20 protein-coding genes are annotated in these 17930 nt (G+C 71.9%); 11 read left to right on the plus strand and 9 right to left on the minus strand.

What is annotated here, in order from left to right:
* Window positions 1-34: 34 nt before the first annotated feature.
* Window positions 35-349 carry a thioredoxin family protein gene (locus tag ACWA15_RS09785; RefSeq protein WP_464054901.1) on the minus strand — a complete coding sequence of 105 codons (315 nt, stop codon included), beginning with the start codon at window positions 347-349 and terminating at the stop codon, window positions 35-37.
* Between the two features lie 42 nt (window positions 350-391).
* On the opposite strand from ACWA15_RS09785, the gene ACWA15_RS09790 reads away from it, so the two are divergent.
* A complete protein-coding gene (locus ACWA15_RS09790; RefSeq protein WP_464054902.1) occupies window positions 392-1075 on the plus strand; it encodes a M23 family metallopeptidase in 684 nt (227 codons plus the stop codon).
* Here ACWA15_RS09790 and ACWA15_RS09795 read toward each other — a convergent pair.
* The gene (locus ACWA15_RS09795; protein WP_464054904.1) at window positions 1072-1308 is read right to left on the minus strand and encodes a helix-turn-helix domain-containing protein; all 237 of its coding nucleotides are present in this window, start codon (window positions 1306-1308) and stop codon (window positions 1072-1074) included. The two genes, ACWA15_RS09790 and ACWA15_RS09795, sit on opposite strands and share 4 nt — an antisense overlap.
* Complete coding sequence (locus tag ACWA15_RS09800; RefSeq protein ID WP_464054905.1) at window positions 1308-2594, minus strand: MmyB family transcriptional regulator; 1287 nt, start codon at window positions 2592-2594, stop codon at window positions 1308-1310. The genes ACWA15_RS09795 and ACWA15_RS09800 overlap by 1 nt, the downstream gene beginning before the upstream one ends.
* 162 nt (window positions 2595-2756) lie before the next feature.
* Here ACWA15_RS09800 and ACWA15_RS09805 point away from each other — a divergent pair, with 162 nt between their 5' ends.
* Complete coding sequence (locus ACWA15_RS09805) at window positions 2757-3614, plus strand: MBL fold metallo-hydrolase (protein WP_464054907.1); 858 nt, start codon at window positions 2757-2759, stop codon at window positions 3612-3614.
* Here ACWA15_RS09805 and ACWA15_RS09810 read toward each other — a convergent pair.
* Complete coding sequence (locus tag ACWA15_RS09810) at window positions 3611-5440, minus strand: threonine/serine exporter family protein (RefSeq protein WP_464054908.1); 1830 nt, start codon at window positions 5438-5440, stop codon at window positions 3611-3613. The two genes, ACWA15_RS09805 and ACWA15_RS09810, sit on opposite strands and share 4 nt — an antisense overlap.
* A 51-nt stretch (window positions 5441-5491) precedes the next feature.
* Window positions 5492-7189, minus strand: a complete 1698-nt coding sequence (locus ACWA15_RS09815; RefSeq protein WP_464054909.1) for an MFS transporter — start codon at window positions 7187-7189, stop codon at window positions 5492-5494.
* Window positions 7190-7342: 153 nt separating this feature from the next.
* On the opposite strand from ACWA15_RS09815, the gene ACWA15_RS09820 reads away from it, so the two are divergent.
* From ACWA15_RS09820 to ACWA15_RS09835, 4 genes are read left to right on the plus strand one after another with little or no spacing between them, the layout of a single operon-like run.
* Complete coding sequence (locus ACWA15_RS09820) at window positions 7343-8443, plus strand: hypothetical protein (RefSeq protein WP_464054911.1); 1101 nt, start codon at window positions 7343-7345, stop codon at window positions 8441-8443.
* A 35-nt stretch (window positions 8444-8478) separates the two neighbouring features.
* On the plus strand, window positions 8479-8943 hold the full coding sequence (locus ACWA15_RS09825; protein ID WP_464054912.1) for a MarR family winged helix-turn-helix transcriptional regulator: 465 nt from the start codon (window positions 8479-8481) through the stop codon (window positions 8941-8943).
* On the plus strand, window positions 8940-9323 hold the full coding sequence (locus ACWA15_RS09830) for a hypothetical protein (RefSeq protein WP_464054914.1): 384 nt from the start codon (window positions 8940-8942) through the stop codon (window positions 9321-9323). The genes ACWA15_RS09825 and ACWA15_RS09830 overlap by 4 nt, the downstream gene beginning before the upstream one ends.
* 46 nt (window positions 9324-9369) lie before the next feature.
* The gene (locus tag ACWA15_RS09835; RefSeq protein WP_464054915.1) at window positions 9370-10308 is read left to right on the plus strand and encodes a pseudouridine synthase; all 939 of its coding nucleotides are present in this window, start codon (window positions 9370-9372) and stop codon (window positions 10306-10308) included.
* A gap of 13 nt (window positions 10309-10321) precedes the next feature.
* Here the strand turns inward: ACWA15_RS09835 and ACWA15_RS09840 are convergent, their stop codons facing one another.
* Both ACWA15_RS09840 and ACWA15_RS09845 read right to left on the minus strand, forming a co-directional pair.
* A complete protein-coding gene (locus tag ACWA15_RS09840; RefSeq protein ID WP_464054917.1) occupies window positions 10322-12253 on the minus strand; it encodes a DEAD/DEAH box helicase in 1932 nt (643 codons plus the stop codon).
* Between the two features lies 1 nt (window position 12254).
* A complete protein-coding gene (locus tag ACWA15_RS09845) occupies window positions 12255-12941 on the minus strand; it encodes an NUDIX hydrolase (RefSeq protein ID WP_464054918.1) in 687 nt (228 codons plus the stop codon).
* A gap of 425 nt (window positions 12942-13366) precedes the next feature.
* Between ACWA15_RS09845 and ACWA15_RS09850 the strand changes: the two genes are divergently transcribed.
* The gene (locus ACWA15_RS09850; RefSeq protein WP_464054919.1) at window positions 13367-13492 is read left to right on the plus strand and encodes a hypothetical protein; all 126 of its coding nucleotides are present in this window, start codon (window positions 13367-13369) and stop codon (window positions 13490-13492) included.
* Between the two features lie 147 nt (window positions 13493-13639).
* Window positions 13640-14863: a Fic family protein gene (locus tag ACWA15_RS09855; RefSeq protein WP_464054921.1), complete on the plus strand. Its 1224-nt coding sequence runs from the start codon at window positions 13640-13642 to the stop codon at window positions 14861-14863.
* Here the strand turns inward: ACWA15_RS09855 and ACWA15_RS09860 are convergent.
* Together ACWA15_RS09860 and ACWA15_RS09865 are read right to left on the minus strand one after the other, a co-directional pair.
* Window positions 14850-15734 (minus strand): MFS transporter, encoded by an 885-nt coding sequence (locus ACWA15_RS09860; protein ID WP_464054923.1) that lies wholly within the window; start codon window positions 15732-15734, stop codon window positions 14850-14852. The genes ACWA15_RS09855 and ACWA15_RS09860 overlap by 14 nt on opposite strands.
* A gap of 6 nt (window positions 15735-15740) precedes the next feature.
* Window positions 15741-15905, minus strand: coding sequence for a hypothetical protein (locus tag ACWA15_RS09865; RefSeq protein ID WP_464054924.1), 165 nt, complete (start codon window positions 15903-15905; stop codon window positions 15741-15743).
* Between the two features lie 78 nt (window positions 15906-15983).
* Between ACWA15_RS09865 and ACWA15_RS09870 the strand changes: the two genes are divergently transcribed.
* From ACWA15_RS09870 to ligD, 3 genes are read left to right on the plus strand one after another with little or no spacing between them, the layout of a single operon-like run.
* The gene (locus tag ACWA15_RS09870) at window positions 15984-16334 is read left to right on the plus strand and encodes an ArsR/SmtB family transcription factor (protein ID WP_464054926.1); all 351 of its coding nucleotides are present in this window, start codon (window positions 15984-15986) and stop codon (window positions 16332-16334) included.
* Entirely contained in the window at window positions 16331-16825 is a 495-nt protein-coding gene (locus ACWA15_RS09875; protein WP_464054928.1) for an SRPBCC family protein, read from the plus strand. The genes ACWA15_RS09870 and ACWA15_RS09875 overlap by 4 nt, the downstream gene beginning before the upstream one ends.
* Before the next feature lie 57 nt (window positions 16826-16882).
* Window positions 16883-17911 carry a non-homologous end-joining DNA ligase gene (ligD, locus tag ACWA15_RS09880; RefSeq protein ID WP_464054930.1) on the plus strand — a complete coding sequence of 343 codons (1029 nt, stop codon included), beginning with the start codon at window positions 16883-16885 and terminating at the stop codon, window positions 17909-17911.
* Window positions 17912-17930 lie beyond the last annotated feature (19 nt).

The raw sequence follows: 17930 nt of genomic DNA on the forward strand, positions 1-17930 counted from the left end.
GGACCTCACCGGGCCGGACCTCACCTGGCCGGTCTCAGCGTGTCGCGGCGATGATCGCCTCGAGCTCCCTGAGCTTTGGCACGCCGGGACGGGAGTAGACGATCTCCCCGTCGCGCAGGACGACGAGGGTCGGCAGCGACTGGACACCGAACCGGCGTGCGAGGCTCTGCTCACGATCGGTGTCCACGGTGCCGAAGACGAGGTCAGGGTGCGCGCCCGAGGCGGCCGCGAAGACCGGTGCGAACTGGTCGCAGGGCCGGCACCACGCGGCCCAGAAGTCCAGCAGCACGACGCCGCCACGCGCGATCGTCTCACCGAGGAGCTCAGGGGTCATCGCGATCGTCGCCACCCCGCGAATCTACCCGCCCGCCAGGGAGGACGGAGAACACCCATGACGTCACCGGTGCTGCTCTCGCTCCCGTTCGCCGGCCGCTGGTCGGTGCAGAACAGCCCCGCACGGCGCGTGCCCAGTCACGGTGTCGACGTCCTCGGCCAGCGGTACGCGATCGACTTCGTCGGGGTCGACGACCGGGGCCGGACAGCGACGGTGCGGGACTGGCGGACCGTCCTGGCCACAGAGCCGCCGGAGCGCTTCGTCGCCTTCGGCCGCGCGATCCTGGCCCCCGTCGACGGCGTCGTCGTCCTCGTCCACGACGGGGAGCCCGACCACGAGGGGCGCAGGTCGCCGCTGGCGCTGGTCCCCTACGCGCTGGGGCAGGCGGGCCGGCTGCGCCAGGGCGTCGGCTCTGTCGCCGGGAACCACCTCGTCCTGGCGGACCGGGCCAGCGATGGATTCGTGGCACTGGCCCACCTGCGACGCGGATCGATGAACGTCGATGCGGGCGACGTGGTCACCGCCGGCCAGCAGATCGCCGAGTGCGGCAGCTCCGGCAACTCGACCCAGCCGCACGTCCACGTCCAGGTCATGGACAGCCCGGACCTGGCGATCGCCCGCGGCGTCCCGCTGGTCTTCGGCGACTACCGCGAGCAGACGCGCGGGGGGAGAGGGTTCGTCGTGAGACGGACCGGGATCCCTGGCGACGGCGCCGTCGTCGAGGCGATCCCGGGTCGCTAGCCCGTGGGTGGCGCCGGGTCTGCCGAGGCGGCGGGTTCCCAGCGCAGCAGGTCACCGGGCTGGCACTCGAGGACCTCGCACAGCGCGTCGAGCGTGGTGAAGCGCACAGCCTTGGCACGGCCGTTCTTGAGCACCGCGAGGTTGGCGGGGGTGATCCCGATGCGCTCGGCGAGGGTGCCCACGGACATCTTCCGACGGGCGAGCATGACGTCGATGTCGACGACGATGGGCATCAGACCACCTCGTCCAGCTCGGCCTGCAGGTGGCGGGCGTCCGCGTCGCGGGCGACGGCCTGAGCGAGCAGCATCCGCAGCACGAGGACGATCAGGGCGATCCCGGCGATGAGCACGCCCGCCCCGCCCACGAGGAGGACGACGCCCGGCGCGACGGCGTCGCCCGGGGCGAGGACGACGCCGAGGGCGAAGGTGAGCAGCGACGCGGCGGTGATCGCGGCGATGACGACGTCGACCGGGCGGAAGGCTGCGGAGGAGAACACCGTGCCCCGGCGCACCATCGTCACGAGCCGCCACACGCAGACGGCGGCGACCTGGATGGCCAGGATGAACAGGAGCGGGAAGAGGATGAGCGGGACGCGCAGGTGGGCGTGCTCGGGATCCAGGCCCTGGAGGTCGGCGGCCAGCAGCGGGACCATGACGACCTGCACGACCACCGATCCGGCGAGGACGAGGACGAACACGGTGCGCAGGGCGAGGACGGTCAGCGTGCCCACGAGGACTCCTTCGATCGATTCACAGCACGAACCTATCGATAAACGATCAGTGGTGCAAGGGTGCCCGCGCTGGGCTCCGTCCCGGCCCGACGATCTGCGCGAGCAGGGCTGGACCCGGTGGTCGGCCCACAGCGACGCGAACTCCGGGCTCGCCACGGTCAGTGAACCGATGAGGAGGGCCAGCGCGGGGTCCTCGGGGTGCGTGCCCGCGACGAGCCGGAGGTTGCCGACCACAGCCCGGCTCTTCGCCCGGAGGCCGGCATACAGGCTGCGGGTGTCGGCGTCGAGGAACACGAGCGAGGCCATGTTGGGGCGCTGGGCGGGGGACCAGCACGAGTCCGGGTCCAGGTGCGAGGCGAGCAGGGCGTGCCCGAGCGGGTTCCACGCCAGGACGTCGGCGCGCCGCCCCAGGACGACGGCGGGGACGTCGCCGATCGAGGCGAGCAGCTCCACCAGTGCAGGGTCCGCCCGTTCGGTGGGCGGCTTCTTCGGCGCCACCCGGCGCGTGCTCGCCGCGAGGGCACCGAGGTGCGCGCGCTCGGCGTCGGACAGGCGCAGCGCGGTGGCGATGGCATCCAGGACCTGCGGGGAGGCGTTGCGGGACTGCCCCTGCTCGAGGCGCGTGTAGTAGGAGGAGCTGACTCCGGCGAGCATCGCGAGCTCCTCCCGGCGCAGCCCGGGGACCCGGCGATGGTCGCCGTAGAGGGTGAGACCGGCGTCCTCGGGGGTGATCCGGGCGCGACTCGCCTGCAGGAAGTCGCCGAGCGCGCCGGTCCCAGGTGTGGTCATGGGCTCGAGTCTCGCACCCTGCGGCCGGTTGTGGGTGCCCCTGCCAGGGGTAGGCACGGCAGGGTCTTCCTCGGCCTCGCCGGGCGATCGATGCTGGTGTCCGGAGCGGCACGGGCCGCCTCGAGAGCACCGCCCACCGAGAGAACCGAGAGAAGAGACCCCATGACCTCCACGACCTTCCGCACCGCCGGCGTCCTCACCTTCGGCGGCGTGACCGTCACCCGCGCAGTCGAGAGCGTCGCCAGCATCGGCATGACGCCGGACCAGTTCTTCCCCGGCACCGACGCGTCCGTCTGGGAGGAGGATGCCGGCTCGCTCCGGCCGTTCTTCCTCGAGTCCGACGGCGAGACGGCCATGTCGAGCACCTCGCGCGTCGCGATGCAGACCTGGATCCTGCGCAGCGGGGGCCGGACGATCCTCGTCGACGCGGCCATCGGCAACGACAAGGACCGCCCCGACGTCCCGAGCTGGTCTCACCTGCAGACCGACTTCCTCGGGCGCCTCGCCGCGGCCGGCGTCGCGCCCGGGGACGTCGACGTCGTCGTCAACACCCATCTGCACGCCGACCACGTCGGCTGGAACACCCGCCTGGTCGAGGGCGTGTGGGTGCCGACGTTCCCGAACGCCGAGTACCTGCTCCCCGCCGAGGACCTGGACTTCTGGGACCCCGCGAACGGCCACGCCACGATCATGGGCCCCGGGGCGCACACCGTCTGGGCGGACAGCATCGCCCCGGTCCTGGCCGCGGGGCAGGTGGTGTCGTGGAGCGGCAGCCACCGGATCGACGACGCACTGACCCTCGAGGCTGCCCCGGGCCACACCCCGGGGGCCTCGATCCTGCGTCTGGTCTCCGGGGACCACGCCCAGGCCCACGCCACCCGCGACCGGATCTTCTCCGAGGCGGCCGACAAGGGGCTGCTGATGTTCCCGGCGCACTTCGGCGGGCACGGCGGCTTCAGGGTCGAGCGCTCAGCGGAGTCCTTCGTCGTCGTGGGGTGGGCGCCGCTCGACGCGATCTAGAGCACGTCCCCGCGCGAGGGTCGGCGGCCACCGAGTGCAGAGCCGGCGAGGATGCCCAAGGCGATCGCGACCATCGTCGACACGGTCGTCACCAGGGTCGTCATGCCGTCGCTGTCGCCGCCCAGCAGGGCGGTGACGCCGACGAGCCCGAGCGCCCCGGGGACGAGCAGCCAGAAGGCGGGCAGGAAGCTCACCGCCGCGGCGGGGCCGGCGGGGTGGCGCGAGACGAGGACTGCGACCGGGGTCATCACGAACGCGCCGATGAGCGCGGAGAGCACTCCGCCGAAGAAGACGTCGCCGATCACCTGGGCGCCGTAGGCGACGTAGAGGACGAGGAGGATCCACGGGATCGAGTCGCGTCGCCCGCCCTGGTGGACGACGACGCCGACGCCGAAGACCGCGACAGCGATCCACGGCCCGGCCGGACCGATGGGGTGGTGCGCCTCGGACAGCACGATCTGCGGTACCCCGACGAGTGCGGCGCCGGCCACGATGCCGACCGACAGCAGGATGAGCTGCATGAAGCCCGCCATCAGCCGGCCGGCGCCGGACATCATCTGGCCCGCCGAGAGCTCGATGATCCCGGTCGTCAGCAGCGCTCCAGGGAGGAGGATGACGAGCGGGGCGATGAGGGAGGGCAGGACACCTGGGTCCCACCCCGCTCGCACCAGGAGGAACACGGCGGTCGAGACGCCGAAGGCCAGGATGACCGTGACCAGCGGCTCACGCTGCCGGGAGACGTCGGCCGTCGCCAGGAGGGCCGCGCCGACACATCCGCCGAGCACGCTCGCGACGGCGACGCCGACCAGGGACGACCCCAGGATCACCGCGATCCCGGCACAGAGCAGCACAGAGGCACCGATGCGCGCCGACCGGGAGAAGGGCGGAGGGGCCGAGCGGAGGGCGTGGATCCCCTGGAGGATCTGGGCAGGATCAAGATGGCCGGCGCGCGCGGCACGCACGAGGTCGTCCAGGGCATCGACCTGGTGGAGCAGGAGCCGGTGATGTCCGCTCGAGATCGCCCCCGTGTACAGCTCCCCTCCGCCGCGCGTGGAGACGAAGAGCGCGGTGGGCAGCACGACGACCTCGGTGGCCGGGTAGGCGTTCACCCGGGCGATGTCTTCCAGGGCGGCCTCGATCGTGATGACGGAGTACGTGGCGTCGAGCATCGCCTCCCCGACCGCCTCGATCGCGGCGAAGGTCGCCGCCGCGGGAGTGCCGGGCGAGGTGAGCGCGGTGGGCAGGGCGGCCGGGGCGGCCGACAGATGCACCGGGGACGGTTCGGGAGCCCGACCCCGCAGCGTGAGCAGGAGCAGCCCGCTCGCGGCGAGGACGACCAGGGCGATGATCCACGAGGCCGCCGACCGGGAGGGATCGGAGGACGCCGGCGGGATCGGGTCCATGACCGGGGCCTCGGGCGCGCTCGGATCCCCGGACTCCTCCGGCGTGGGGTCGTCCGGGACGGGCGTGGGGTCGACCGGCACCTCGTCGGGAGGAGGCTCCGTGGTGGGGGACTGAGTGGTCTGCTCCGGTGCCGGAGCCGTGCTCTCCGCGGGGCCGCTCGGCGTACCGGGCTCCTCACCGGGTGTCTGGGTGGGGCCCGGGACCGCAGGAGCCTGAGGATCGCTCGGATCGGGACTGACCGATCCGGGCGTGGTGGTCGTGGGCTCCGTGGCGGTGCTGGTGGATGTCGCCGTCGGCGCGGTGAACTGCAGCGCGGTGACCTGCAGCGACGACGCCGCGGCCAACGGACCGCACACCGCCACCGCGGAGACCACGACCACCCACGCGACGGCGGCGCCCCGCCGCGCTCGCGGCCTCCGCACGTGTGGCGTCCTCGCTGCGGTCACCGGAGTGCTCTCGGCATGCTCTGGGCGTCAGTGGGTCCGAGGCAGGTCGGGGGCGCGATCCACGGGCGCGGCGTCGTCGTGCAGGTTGATCTCGTCGTCGTCGGGCTCGAGCTTGGCGGGCAGGTCGCCGTCGCGGAACTGCGGCATCCGGGTGGCCGGCACGATCGCCAGCAGAGAGATGGCCGCGAGGGCGAGCAGGGAGATCTGCAGGGCGAGCAGGCGGGCGTCCGCGTTGATCTCGAGGGCGGCGTCGACCTGTGCCTCGGTCGCGGAGGTGCCTTCGAGGACGACCAGGAGCTGGTCGTTGGTGAGGAAGTTCGCGTCGTCGATGTTGACCTCGCTGATGAGCTCGCTGGAGATCTCCGGGTGCTCGACCGCGCTCGTGGCCAGCGTCGAGGCGAGGAGCCCGACCGCGAAGGCGCTGGCGACGGCGATGCCGACCGACCCCGCGAGGTTGTGCACGAGCCCGCGCCACGCACCGACGTCTCCGGCGAGCTCCTTGGGTGCGGACGACAGGAGGGTGTTGAAGACCAGCGCGACGATGGATCCCTGGCCCAGGCCGAGCAGGATGAGGCCGACCACGACGAAGGCCTGGCCCCACTCCCCGCGGACGGTGAAGGCGAGCAGGGTGAGCGCGGTGGCCACGACGACGAAGCCGGCGGTGGCCAGGACCCGTGGGCTGAACCGCCCGTAGAGGTAGGCGATGAACGTCGAGGCGAGAAAGATCGACAGCGTGTAGGGGATGATCGCGAACGACGTCTCGATGCTCGTGCGACCCTGCACCACCTGGATGTACAGCGGGATGAGGAAGTTCGCCGCGGTACCCACGAAGAGCATCGTCGCCATGCACGCGATGATGGCGCGCTCGGCGGAGGTGGCGATGACGCGCAGGTCGAAGATCCGCGGCTTGCCCTCACGCCCGCGCTTGCGCAGCCACGCGAAGAACACCTGCCCGACGACGAGCCCGACGATCACCAGCAGCGGTGCTGGGGAGATCCCCAGCACGTCGAAGGGTGCCTGCGGGGTGGCCAGCCACACGCCCCAGCTGGCGAGCCCGCTGAAGCCGAAGCTCAGCAGGATGACGGCCGTGGCGGCGATGAACGCGCCGGTCCAGTCGATCGTCAGCCCGGGTTGGGCGGGCACCCTCTTGAGCGTGAAGCTCAGCGCGAAGTTGATGCACGCGAGGACGACCACGAGGATGAAGGACCAGCGCCAGCCGATCGTGTTGGCGAAGGACCCGGCGATGAGGAGGGCGAGCACCCCGGCCGCTGGGATGGCCGCGGCGAGCAGGCCGATCGACTTGGCCTGCTGCGCGCCCGAGTAGTTCGTGGCGATGAAGACCGTGAGCGCCGGGGCGATGAGGGCGATGACCGCACCGGAGGAGGCCTGGGCGATGAAGAGCATCGTCGGGCTCTGGCTGAGGGCGACACCGAGCATCGCGACGCCGTGCACGACGACGGCGATCTGGAAGACGAAGCGCGTCCCGTACCGGGCGCCGACCTTCGCACCGAGGAGGATGAACGCGGCCATCGCGAAGGTGCCCGCGGTGATCGCCGTCCCGACCGACGTCGCTGCGGTGTCGAGATCTTCGGTGATCCCCGCCATCGAGACGGTCAGGGCGTTCACCGCGAACGAGGCCTGGATCTGGGTGAGGACGACAACGATGAGGGGAACCCAGGACGCTGTCACCTGGTGGATGGGGGCCTTCGCCGACGCGACGTTCATGAGCAGGTCCTCTCCGGGCCGTGGCCGGACGCTCTTCACGATGCCGGCAGGCGTGGCACCCAGACTCATGCGAGGCGGGCGACGCGTTGACCAGCCATGACCTGTCACGATACACGTCTTGTCGGGTTTGGTCAGGGGTGGAAAGATGCGCGGATGAGCATCGACATCGAGGCACTTCTGGCCAGCCCGCGGGGGCGTCGGCTCGTGCTGGAGCTCGCCCTGGCCGCCGGGTGCGGGCCGGGGCGAGACGGCGACGAGCTGGCGGGGGCGGTGATGCTCGCGGCGTACCGGCTCGATCCGGGCCGGGGCACCTCGAGGGTCATGTTCGGTCCCGGCGCGGCACAGGTGGACACCGCCATGCCGTCACCCGCGGAGGTGGCTGCGCTCCTGGACGACGCCTGCATCACGGTGCCGGACGAGGGCAGCCTGCTGCAGGCGCTGGACCGCGCGGTCGCCAGTGCCCGGTACTGGCAGGAGCCCGACGGGGAGGACACGCTCGCGGCCACGCCGGCCGTGCTCGCCGCGCTCGCGCCGATCGCCGCGCAGATCGCGGCGTCACCTCATGCCGCCTGGTGGAGCGAAGGAGTCGCCCGCGACGACCAGTGGCAGGTGCACTGGGACGAGGGGGCCGGCGGGACCCCACCAGCAGAGTCGGCCGGGGCGTCAGAGGCGCTCGAGCTGTGGCGTTCCCGGACGATCGCGGGTGAGGAACGGGCGCGCCGCGAACGCCCCACAGACCCGGAGGCGCGGTGGGGTGGGCAGTGGTGGTCGACCCCGCCGCACACGCTGCTGCGCACCACACGTGGCCTGGGGGAGCTCGGCCCGGCGGGGCTCTGGCTCGAGGAGGACAGCAGCGGCTGGGACCGCGCCACGACGCGCGCGGTGAGCGTCGCGGACGGGGTGCGGGTGTACGAGATCGACGGGGCGCAGGCGTGGGCGGACCTGTGCCGCGGGCACCCTCTCGGCGTCACCGCCGAGAAGCGCCACGACTGGTACCGCACCACCGGACGCGCAGGCGACTGGGTGATCCCCGACTGGTCCCGGGTCGCGAGCAGCTACGACGCCGTGCACCTCACGGTCGCTGGCTATCTGGCTGCCGCGGGAACGCCGATCGAGGTCGACGAGGCAACCTCCAGCGTGATCGGTGGATGGGCGCCGGACGAGACGTTCTGGCTCTGCGACGTCGGGCAGGCGGAAGGGCCGGACGAGACATGGGTCCACGACGCCGACCGGGGGTGGGGGCGGACGCGTTGACGCGGACCCGCCCATACTGTTAACTGCTTAACATTATGGATGGATACTTCCTGGACACGCTCCAGACCAGTCTGGCCTTCCGGCTGCACCAGGCGACCGTGCTCGTCGACCGGGCGGCTGACCGCTATCTGCGCGAGGCGCACGGGATCAGCTACTCGCTGTTCGTCGTGCTGATGACCGTCGGTGCCCGTGGTGAGTCGAGCCACCGCGAGGTGGCCGACGGTCTCGCCGTCACCCGGGCCTCGATCACCCAGCGCGTCACCGAGCTCCGCACGCGCGGACTCGTCCGGGTCGCGCAGGACGGCGTCGACGGCCGCGTGCTCCGGGTGTCGCTCACCCCCGACGGGGAGTCGCTGCTGGAGGCGGCCTGGCGCGGGCTCGACGCGCACGACGACGGCCTGGACCGCGGCGTCGACCAGGTGAGCCTGGGCCGCGAGCTCGACACCCTCATCGCCAACGCCCGCCGTCTCCTCGGGCCCGCCGGGGCAGGTCGACAGTGAACAGCGCGGCGACCGGGGTCGCTGTCGCTGTCGCTGTGCTCGGCGCGCTGGCCGTCCTGCAGGCTCTCGTCGCGCTCGGGCGGCCCTACGGCCGGTTCGTGTGGGGCGGGGCGCACACGGTCCTGCCGGCGCGGCTGCGGATCGGCAGCGCCGTCTCGATCGTGGCGTACGGGGCGTTCGCCCTGGTCCTCGCGGACCGGGCCGGCCTTGTGGCGGTGGTCGGGGACGGGGTCAGCGGGACCGGGACCTGGGTGCTGTTCGGGTACTTCTGCCTGGGCGTGGTCCTGAACTCCATCTCCCGCAGCCCCGACGAGCGCCGGTGGATGACGCCGGCATGCGTGGTGCTCGCACTCTGCTCACTGGTCGTCGCGCTGAGCTGAGCGGCCTGCTCTCCTCCATGAACACCGGGAGACGTACCATCGGCGGGTGCCTCCACGTTCCCCACTGCCGCAGCGCCACGGGCTCGACGCCGCGTGGGTCCGCACCCCGGACGCCGGGCCCGCACCGGCGCCGCCGTGGCCGACCATGGGGGCGTGGCTCGAGGACCGGTTGTCCGAGCGGGTGGATGTTGCGGGCTTCCTGGCAGCGGGACGGTTCGTCGACGAGAGGGGCGCCCCGGTCGCCGCGGGCGAGGCCTACCGGTCCTGCGCCTTCGTCTGGTTCCACCGCGACCTCGCCGACGAAGCGGTCGTCCCCGGCGACATCCACGTCATCCACCAGGACGAGCGGGTCGTCGTCGTCGACAAGCCGGCCTTCCTCTCGACCATCCCCCGCGGCCGGCACGTGGTGCAGAGCGTCGTGGTGCGGCTGCGTGAGGAGCTCGGGCTGCCCGAGCTCTCTCCGCTGCACCGCCTGGACCGGGTCACGTCGGGAGTGCTCGTCCTGGCCACGCAGCGTCGCTGGCGTGGTGCCTATCAGTCGATGTTCCAGCGTCGTGAGGTGGGCAAGACCTATCACGCCCTCGCCCCGCTGCGACCGGACCTCGACCTTCCTGTCACCGTGCACAATCATCTCCTCACGCGCCGTGGCCACTGGCAGGCCGAGGTGCTGCCCGACGCAGCGCCGAACGCCGAGTCGGTGATCGAGCTCGAGACCGTCGTGGGGGACATGGGCGTGTATCGGCTCACCCCGCGGACCGGACGTACCCACCAGCTGCGGATGCACATGCTCGGGCTGGGCATCCCCATCAGCGGTGACCCGCTCTACCCGGTCGTCCGAGACGTCTCCACCGACGACTTCTCCACGCCCCTGCAGCTCCTCGCGCGCGCGGTGTGGTTCCAGGACCCGGTCGACGGGACCCCGCGCCGCTTCGAGAGCGCGCGCCGGCTCCCGCTGAGCAGCGCCGCGACGGCGGCGCCGGGCTGAGGGGCCCGACGGTTCAGAGCTGGGCGGCGGTCCACCCGGCCTCCAGCTCGAGCCGGTGGGTGGCGACCTCGCCGACGAGGTCGAAGAAGCCCTCGTGGACGCCGTCGTCGGAGGGGTCCTCGACGGTCCCGGCGGCGTAGAGGATGACGAAGTCGACCGGGCGCCCGTCGGCCTTGCGCCGGATGACGCGCCCCAGCCGCTGGACCATCTGGCGACGCGACCGGCTCGCCGTCATGACGATCCCCAGGTCGACCGAGGGCAGGTCGATGCCCTCGTCGAGCAGCTTGGGCGCGGCCAGCGCCTGCAGGTCCCCGCGCTCCAAGCCGCGCAGTGCCGCCCCGCGCTCGCTCGCCGACATGCCGCTGTGCAGGGCAGACGCGGCCACCCCCCACTCCCGCAGCCGGATCGCCGCCTCCTCGGCGACCTCCTTCGTCTGGGTGAACAGGACCGCGCCCTGGCTGGCGGCCACCGCCTCGGAGAGCTCCTCGATCGCGTCGAGCTTGCCCGAGAGCACTGCCAGCATCCGCCGCCGGTCCCGCATCGCACCGGTGGCGGTGCGGGCGGCGTGGCCGACGCGGCCGGGGGCGCCGCACAGGCGGCCGATCTGGAGCAGCAGGGAACCGCCACCCTGCCCGAGGGCGCCCTGGCTGCGCAGAGCCCGGATCGAGGTGGAGATCGTCTGGCTCAGGACGTCGTACTCGCCTTGTTCGTCGTCGGTCATCGTCACCGGCGCCATGACGAGGCGGAAGGGGGCGACGACCTTCTCCCGGATGGCGCGGTCGAATCCGACGACGAGGCGCGTCCCGCCGAAGTAGGGGTGGAGCACCGCCTCGATGGCGTCGTCGGTCCGTTCCAGGGTCGCGGTGAGACCCAGTCGCCGTGCGTACCCGTCGCGGAGCGCGACCTGGAAGCCCTCGGCCCCGTAGCGGTGGACCTCGTCGGCCACGAGGAGGCTGGCGCGACCGACGGCGGTCAGGTCGGTCTTCGTCGCGGAGTTCACCACGGCGATGGTCACGTCTGCGGACGCCGGGTTCCCCGAGGACCGGCCACCGAGCCACGCCATGGTGAGGCTGGGCAGGAAGCTCGCGAACCGGGCTGTCCATTGCTCCTGGAGGTCGACCGAGGGGACGAGGACCGTGGACCGCTCGGCGCGCGCGGCGGCATGGGCGACGGCCTCCAGCCCGACGTGGGTCTTGCCGGTCCCGGTGACCGCCTCGATGATCCCGTGGCACCCGTGGGCGTACCAGGCCGCCATGGCCTCGTGCTGCCACGTCATGAGGTCAAGGACGTGAGGGGGTGCCGGCTGCGCGCTCCGCGCAACCGCGGTGATGCGGGGCGCGGCGGACGGTTCCGGCTCGAGCAGGTGTGCATAGGTGTCGCGGTCCTGGACGTCCCTGCGGGAGCGGGGTGCGCGTGAGGCAGGCGGCGCGGTGCCACTGGACTCCCCGGTGACGTGCCACCGGGGAGGCGTCGCGTCGTCCTTGGCGAAGACGCCGCGTTCGCCGTAGAGCACCTGGTTGACCTCGGACCGGCCGGTCGGGCGACCGTCGCGGGTGAGCTGGAAGGTGATCTCCCGGACGGTGGACTGCGGGGTGCTCGAGAGCACGCCGAGGATCGCGCTCCGCAGGGTGCCGTCGTCGACGTGCGTCAGGGTGGCCGAGGCCTGCAGCGTGCCGAGGTAGATGTCGTGGCCGTCGACCTGCGTGGTGGCGTGACCGGCGTCGTCGACCCAGACCCGCCCACCGCCCGGACGGACGGCCAGGAACGTGGTGACGACCAGGAGCGCGGCGTCGGTCCCGACGATCTCGGCGAGGGAGGTGTCGTCCGTGAGGCGCGTCAGCGACTGGGGAGACCTGCTCAGCCGCCATCGGTCCTCGCCGCGCTCGCCGGTCCAACGGTCCCCGGGGACGGGGGTGGTCTCGATCGGGGGTGCGTGCACTGTCATCTCAGCGCCTGCCCCGCCGCCACAGCCGCGCCGGTTTGCCGACGACGCCGTCGCGGACCTCCCCGGTCGGCTCCAGCAGGCCTTGCATGCGTCGTCGGAAGGAGTCTTTGACCAGGGGCTGACCGGCGACCGCCTCGTGCAGACGCTGCAGGTCGAGCAGCGTGAACGGCTCGGGCAGCAGCGCAAACGGGTCGGCCCGGTCGAGGTGGGCCGCGCGGACGCGCTCGGCTGCGACCTCGACGATCTGGTCGTGGTCGAAGGCGAGCCCCGGGGAGGGGTCGACCGCCTGGAGCTGCACCTGGGAGCTCAGCGCGGCCGACACACGTTCGTAGGGCACGACGTCCAGGTGCGCCACGGAGAGCACCCACCCGCGGTCGTCGCGGTCGGGCGCGTCGAACACCTGCACCTGGCGCGGGTGGATCCCGGCCAGCTGGGCCTTCTCCGCGAGCGCTCGCAGCGCGGCGCCGGCGAGCCGCTCGCCTGGGTGCAGGAAGGTGCCGGGGAGCTGGCGCTGGCCGCGGCGGTGCAGCCCGGTGCGCTCGATGGTCACGACGTGCAGCCCGGCGGTGGGCCCGGGGGGCACCGTGAGCACCGCGACGTCGACCGCGATCGAGGGCCGTGGATAGCTCGTGAGCTCGCGCCCGGCGGTGTCGAGATAGCCGTCGGCGGGAGGGGGTTCGTTGTTCACCCGCCGATTATCGCATCAGTGCGCTATTCCCGAGATGGCGCGCAAGTGCGCTAATCACTTGGAGGCCGCAGCGGCGGCGCCGATCGACGGAGGTCCCATGCCAACACCCACTCGCCCGTCCGTCCCGCCTGGTCCCGTGTTCTCCCCGACACTGGCGCTCAACGACCGCGCCGCTGGCGTCATGGGGATGGCCTGCGGCGACGCCCTCGGCGCGGTCGCTGTCCGACGCCGCCGACGCGTGCGTCCTGTGGTGCGCGGCGATCCGGCACGCGGTCCTGACCGCCGAGCTCGACCTCCGCCGGGGGGGGGGGGGGCTGCTGCCGCACGACCGTCGCCCGCTCTGGTCCGCGCGCATCGAGGAGGCCGAGGCCAAGGTTCCGGCGGACTTCCCCTGCAACGGGTGGGTCGTCCAGGCCCTGCAGGGCGTGTGGTCGGCGATCACCACCACGCCCGTCCCGGTCGTGGTCACCACGCTGGGCGGGGAGGCCGGCTCCTCGGGCGACGCCGTCCTGGAGCTGCTGGGGGTGGACGGTGAGGCGGGTGAACGGTGAGACGGTCGTGCGCGCGGGCGAGCTGACCTGGCTCAAGGGGCTGGGCCTTGCGCCAGATTTTTCGTCGTACTCGAGCTGACGGCGACCTGTCCACCGGCCCGGGTCCTTACTAACACTTTTGCTTAAACTGTTAGTAACGTAGTCGACATGAGCACAGAACCCTCGCCATTCGTCGTCGACCCGGTCGGTCACGAGGAGCACTCGTGGTTGGCGGAGAACGACGGGCTGTCCTCACGTGCCCAGGTCACCGCGGGATCCGGCCCGTACGCATCCACGGTCCCGTCCATGATCGCCGCGCTTGCCTCCGTCCTCCCGACGGACCTGGCAGCCGACGCCGAGGAGGCGACCGCAGAGCTCGCGCGCTTCGACACCTATGCGCGCGCCGCGCTGGGTGCTGACAGTCCCGCACTGGGACCGATGGCGTCGATCCTGCTGCGCACCGAGTCTGCGTCCTCGTCCCAGATCGAGAACCTCACCGTCGGTGCCAAGCAGCTCGCCCTGGCCGAGATCAACCAGTCCAGCAGCACCAACGCCCAGACGGTCGTCGCGAACGTCCGGTCGATGGAGGCCGCCCTCGCCTTCGCCGACCGTCTGGATGAGCGGGCCATCCTCGCCATGCACGAGGCGCTGCTCTCGGGCCAACGCGGCTGGGAACAGCACGCGGATCGCTTCCGGGAGGGCCTGGTCTGGGTGGGGACGTCCAGCATCAGCCCTCGCGGTGCCACCCACATCGCCCCGCAGCCCGAGGTGGTGGGCCCGGCGATCGGTGACCTCGTGGAGTTCATGCGCCGCGACGACCTCCCGGTCCTGGTGCAGGTCGCCCTCGCTCATGCGCAGTTCGAGACGATCCACCCGTTCGCCGACGGCAACGGGCGCACCGGCCGGGCCCTCGTCCACGCCATGCTGCGCGCCAAGGGCATCACCCGGCACACCACTGCCCCGGTCTCGGCAGGGCTGCTTGTCGACACCGGGGCGTACTTCTCCGCGCTCACCGCGTATCGGGAGGGCGACGCTCGACCGATCGTCGAGCAGTTCGCCCGCGCCGGCCGCTACGCCGCGGCCAGCGGCGCTGGGCTCGTGGACGACCTGGCAGAGCAGGTGGCCGATGCGAGAGAGAAGCTGGCCGGGCTGCGACCACAGGCCGCCGCATGGACGGTACTGCCGCACCTCGTCGCGCACCCGGTGATCAGCTCGTCGTTCCTCACCACAGCGCTGGGGATGAGTGCGGTCACCGCCCAGCGTGCGCTGACCCAGCTCACCGAGGCAGGCGTGCTGGTCGAGCGCACCGGACGGCAGCGCAACCGCGTCTGGCAGCACGACGGGGTGCTGGGCGTGCTCGACCTCTTCGCTCAGGGGATCAGCCGGCGCTGATCCGGGACTGGTCGTGGGTCGCGCGGCCCAGGCCCGCCTCCCAGTCGCGCAGGTGCGGCAGGGCGTGCAGGCAGACCAGGCCGGCGAGGAGGAACACCCCGCCGGCGACGAGGAAGGGCGCCCGGAACCCCAGCAGCCCTGCGAGTGTCCCGCCGAGGAGGGCTCCGGCGGCCAGGCCGAGCAGGCTCAGCAGGCGGGTCAGCGAGGTCACGCGGCCCAGTAGCTCTGCGGGGATGGCCTGCTGGCGCACCGAGGCGGCGAGCACGTTCCAGACGACCGCGTGGCAGAAATACGCCGCCAGTGCGACCGCGACGACCACGACGTCGGTCGACGCCGAGATGACGCTGAACGACGTCGCTCCCAGCCCGAGCGCCGCGACGATCGACCAGCCGTAGCCGAGCCTCCTGCGCAGCCGGCCGGCCAGCCAGCTGCCGGCGAGACCACCGAGGGCCGAGAACGACAGGAGCAGGCCGTAGCCGGTCGAGTCCAGGCCGAGGACGTCGTCGGCGTAGAGCACGAGGTAGGAGAACGGGATCATGTAGCCGACGCTCGCGAGCGCGGCGACGACGACGAGGGTGCGCACGACGGGGTGCCGGAGCGTCCAGACCGCGCCCTCCCTGATGTCGGCGAGGACGGTCGGCGCGGTGCCGGTGCCGGCCGCCCCGACGAGCAGCCCGCCCAGCGGCGGACCGACAAACTCGTCGACGACCACCTGCGTGCTGGCGATCCGCGAGTTCGCCCGGTCGAGGTCTCTCGCCGCGACGGCCTGGGGCAGCACGGCGAAGGCGGAGGTGTCGGACACGGTCTCGATCACGCCGACCGTGGCATAGACGAGGTACAGGACCACGAGCGGCGCGGCGCCGATCGCCACGAGGACCTAGGCGATCGACAAGCCGGCGATGGCGAGCGGGTCCTGGGTGAGGGCCGCGGCCAGCAACGGCATCGTGATGAAGGTGACGCCGTCGGCCAGGTTCGCTGCGGCGTTGCCCACCCAGATGCGGCGGAACTCGGGCCCCAGGTTCGTGGACGCGCGGCGTGTCACGGTCTTCTCTAGGTCTTTGCGGTGTCTCGCCCGGCATCTCTTGCGGCGGTGGGCGGGAGCGAGGTAATCTACAACCAAATGGTTGTAGATAATCTGAGCGACTCCGAGGTCGACCGCATCTTCCACGCCCTGGCCGACGCTACCCGACGGGACATCGTCACCCGGGTCATCGCCCACGAGCAGTCCGTCTCCACGCTCGCGCAGCACTACGCGATGAGTTTCGCGGCAGTGCAGAAGCACGTCGCGGTCCTCGAGCGGGCATCGCTCGTGACCAAGGAACGACGAGGGAGGGAGCAGATCGTGCACGGGGACCCCGCAACGCTGCGCAAGGCCGCCCGTCTGCTCGACGCCTACGAAGAGATCTGGCGCCTGCGAGCACAGAGCATCGATGAAATCTTGGCTGAAGACCCGAGAGGAACACGACCATGACCGTCATCAGCACCCACAAGGACCCCAGCGCCCTGACCATGACCTTCGTCGCGGAGTTCGACGTGAGCGTCGAGCGCCTGTGGCAGGTCTGGCAGGACCCGCGTCAGCTCGAACGCTGGTGGGGGCCGCCCACCTGGCCGGCCACCTTCGACTCGCACGACTTCGTCGTCGGCGGGCAGTCCCGCTATCACATGACCGGCCCGGAGGGGGAGAGGGCTGCCGGGTGGTGGGCCATCACCGCCATCGATGCACCGCACCGGTTCGAGTTCGACGACGGCTTCGCCGGGCCCGACGGTGAGCCCGACCCGGCGATGAAACCGGTCGCCTGCGTCGTGACCTTCGAGTCCTTCGAGGGCAAGACCCGGATGACCACCCTCACGCGCTTCGCCGACGCCGAGCACCTCGAGCAGGTCTCAGCCATGGGCATGGAAGAAGGCATGCGCGAGGCGATGGGGCAGATCGACGACCTCCTGGTCGTCGCCCGCGCCTGACTGGGCGCGACTGTCTTCCCAGGATGCCGCTTCGTTGGTGGTGGGTACGTTGGACCCATGGCCAGCGAAGCGGTAGTCCTGACGGTGCCCGGGCCGCACGGCGAGCGGGAGATCCGGGTGTCGAGCCCGAGCCGGGTGCTGTGGCCCGAGCTCGGGATCACCAAGGCCGACCTCGCCCAGTACATGGTCGACGTCGGCGGGCCGTTCGTCGCCAACAACGGCGACCGGCCCGTCTCGCTGCAGCGGTTCTCCACGGACGTCGACGGGGAGCAGTTCTTCTCCAAGAACCCACCGCGCGGCGTGCCGGAGTTCGTCCGGGCGGTGACCGTCGTCTACCCCAGCGGCCGATCCCATCCCCAGCTCGTCATCGACGAACCAGCCGCCGCTGTCTGGGCGGTGCAGATGAACACCGTCGTCTTCCACCCGTGGGCCTCCCGGGCCGGGGACCCCGACAACCCCGACCAGCTCCGGATCGACCTCGACCCCCAGCCCGGCACCGACTTCGGTGACACGATCGCCGTCGCGCAGGAGCTGAGGACGGTGCTGGCAGATGCGGGGCTGACCGCCTTCGTCAAGACGTCCGGCAACCGCGGGCTGCACGTCTTCGCCCCGATCGAACCCACCCACGAGTTCCTCGACGTGCGCCACGCCGTCATCGGCGCGGCCCGCGAGCTCGAGCGGCGCCTGCCGGACCTCGTGACGACCGCGTGGTGGAAGGAGGAGCGCGGGAGCAAGATCTTCGTCGACTACAACCAGGCCAACCGCGACCGCACGATGGCCGGGGCGTACAGCCCGCGCGCGCTGCCGCACGCGCCTGTGTCCTGCCCGCTGGCATGGGACGAGCTCGCGGGCGCCGCGCCGGAGTCGTTCACCGTGCTCACGGTGCCGGAGCGGCTGGCGACCGTGGGGGACCCGTGGGCGAGCATGCATGAGCACCCGGGAACGATCGACGACCTGCTCGGATGGTGGGAGAGGGACCTCAAGGCAGGGCTCGGTGAGCTGGTGTTCCCACCCGACTTCCCCAAGATGCCCGGGGAGCCGCCGCGGGTACAACCGAGCCGGGCGAAGAAGGATGAAGGCGGTTGACCGGCGGGTGATCGGCGGC

Source organism: Sanguibacter sp. TS_SC_8, assembly GCF_055361235.1.

Coding starts and splice junctions, on each gene's coding strand:
- ACWA15_RS09790 (WP_464054902.1), top strand. CDS start 392: ATGACGTCACCGGTGCTGCTCTCGCTCCCGTTCGCCGGCCGCTGGTCG.
- ACWA15_RS09795 (WP_464054904.1), bottom strand. CDS start 1,308: ATGCCCATCGTCGTCGACATCGACGTCATGCTCGCCCGTCGGAAGATG.
- ACWA15_RS09800 (WP_464054905.1), bottom strand. CDS start 2,594: ATGACCACACCTGGGACCGGCGCGCTCGGCGACTTCCTGCAGGCGAGT.
- ACWA15_RS09805 (WP_464054907.1), top strand. CDS start 2,757: ATGACCTCCACGACCTTCCGCACCGCCGGCGTCCTCACCTTCGGCGGC.
- ACWA15_RS09815 (WP_464054909.1), bottom strand. CDS start 7,189: ATGAACGTCGCGTCGGCGAAGGCCCCCATCCACCAGGTGACAGCGTCC.
- ACWA15_RS09820 (WP_464054911.1), top strand. CDS start 7,343: ATGAGCATCGACATCGAGGCACTTCTGGCCAGCCCGCGGGGGCGTCGG.
- ACWA15_RS09825 (WP_464054912.1), top strand. CDS start 8,479: ATGGATGGATACTTCCTGGACACGCTCCAGACCAGTCTGGCCTTCCGG.
- ACWA15_RS09840 (WP_464054917.1), bottom strand. CDS start 12,253: ATGACAGTGCACGCACCCCCGATCGAGACCACCCCCGTCCCCGGGGAC.
- ACWA15_RS09855 (WP_464054921.1), top strand. CDS start 13,640: ATGAGCACAGAACCCTCGCCATTCGTCGTCGACCCGGTCGGTCACGAG.
- ACWA15_RS09870 (WP_464054926.1), top strand. CDS start 15,984: ATGGTTGTAGATAATCTGAGCGACTCCGAGGTCGACCGCATCTTCCAC.
- ACWA15_RS09875 (WP_464054928.1), top strand. CDS start 16,331: ATGACCGTCATCAGCACCCACAAGGACCCCAGCGCCCTGACCATGACC.
- ligD (WP_464054930.1), top strand. CDS start 16,883: ATGGCCAGCGAAGCGGTAGTCCTGACGGTGCCCGGGCCGCACGGCGAG.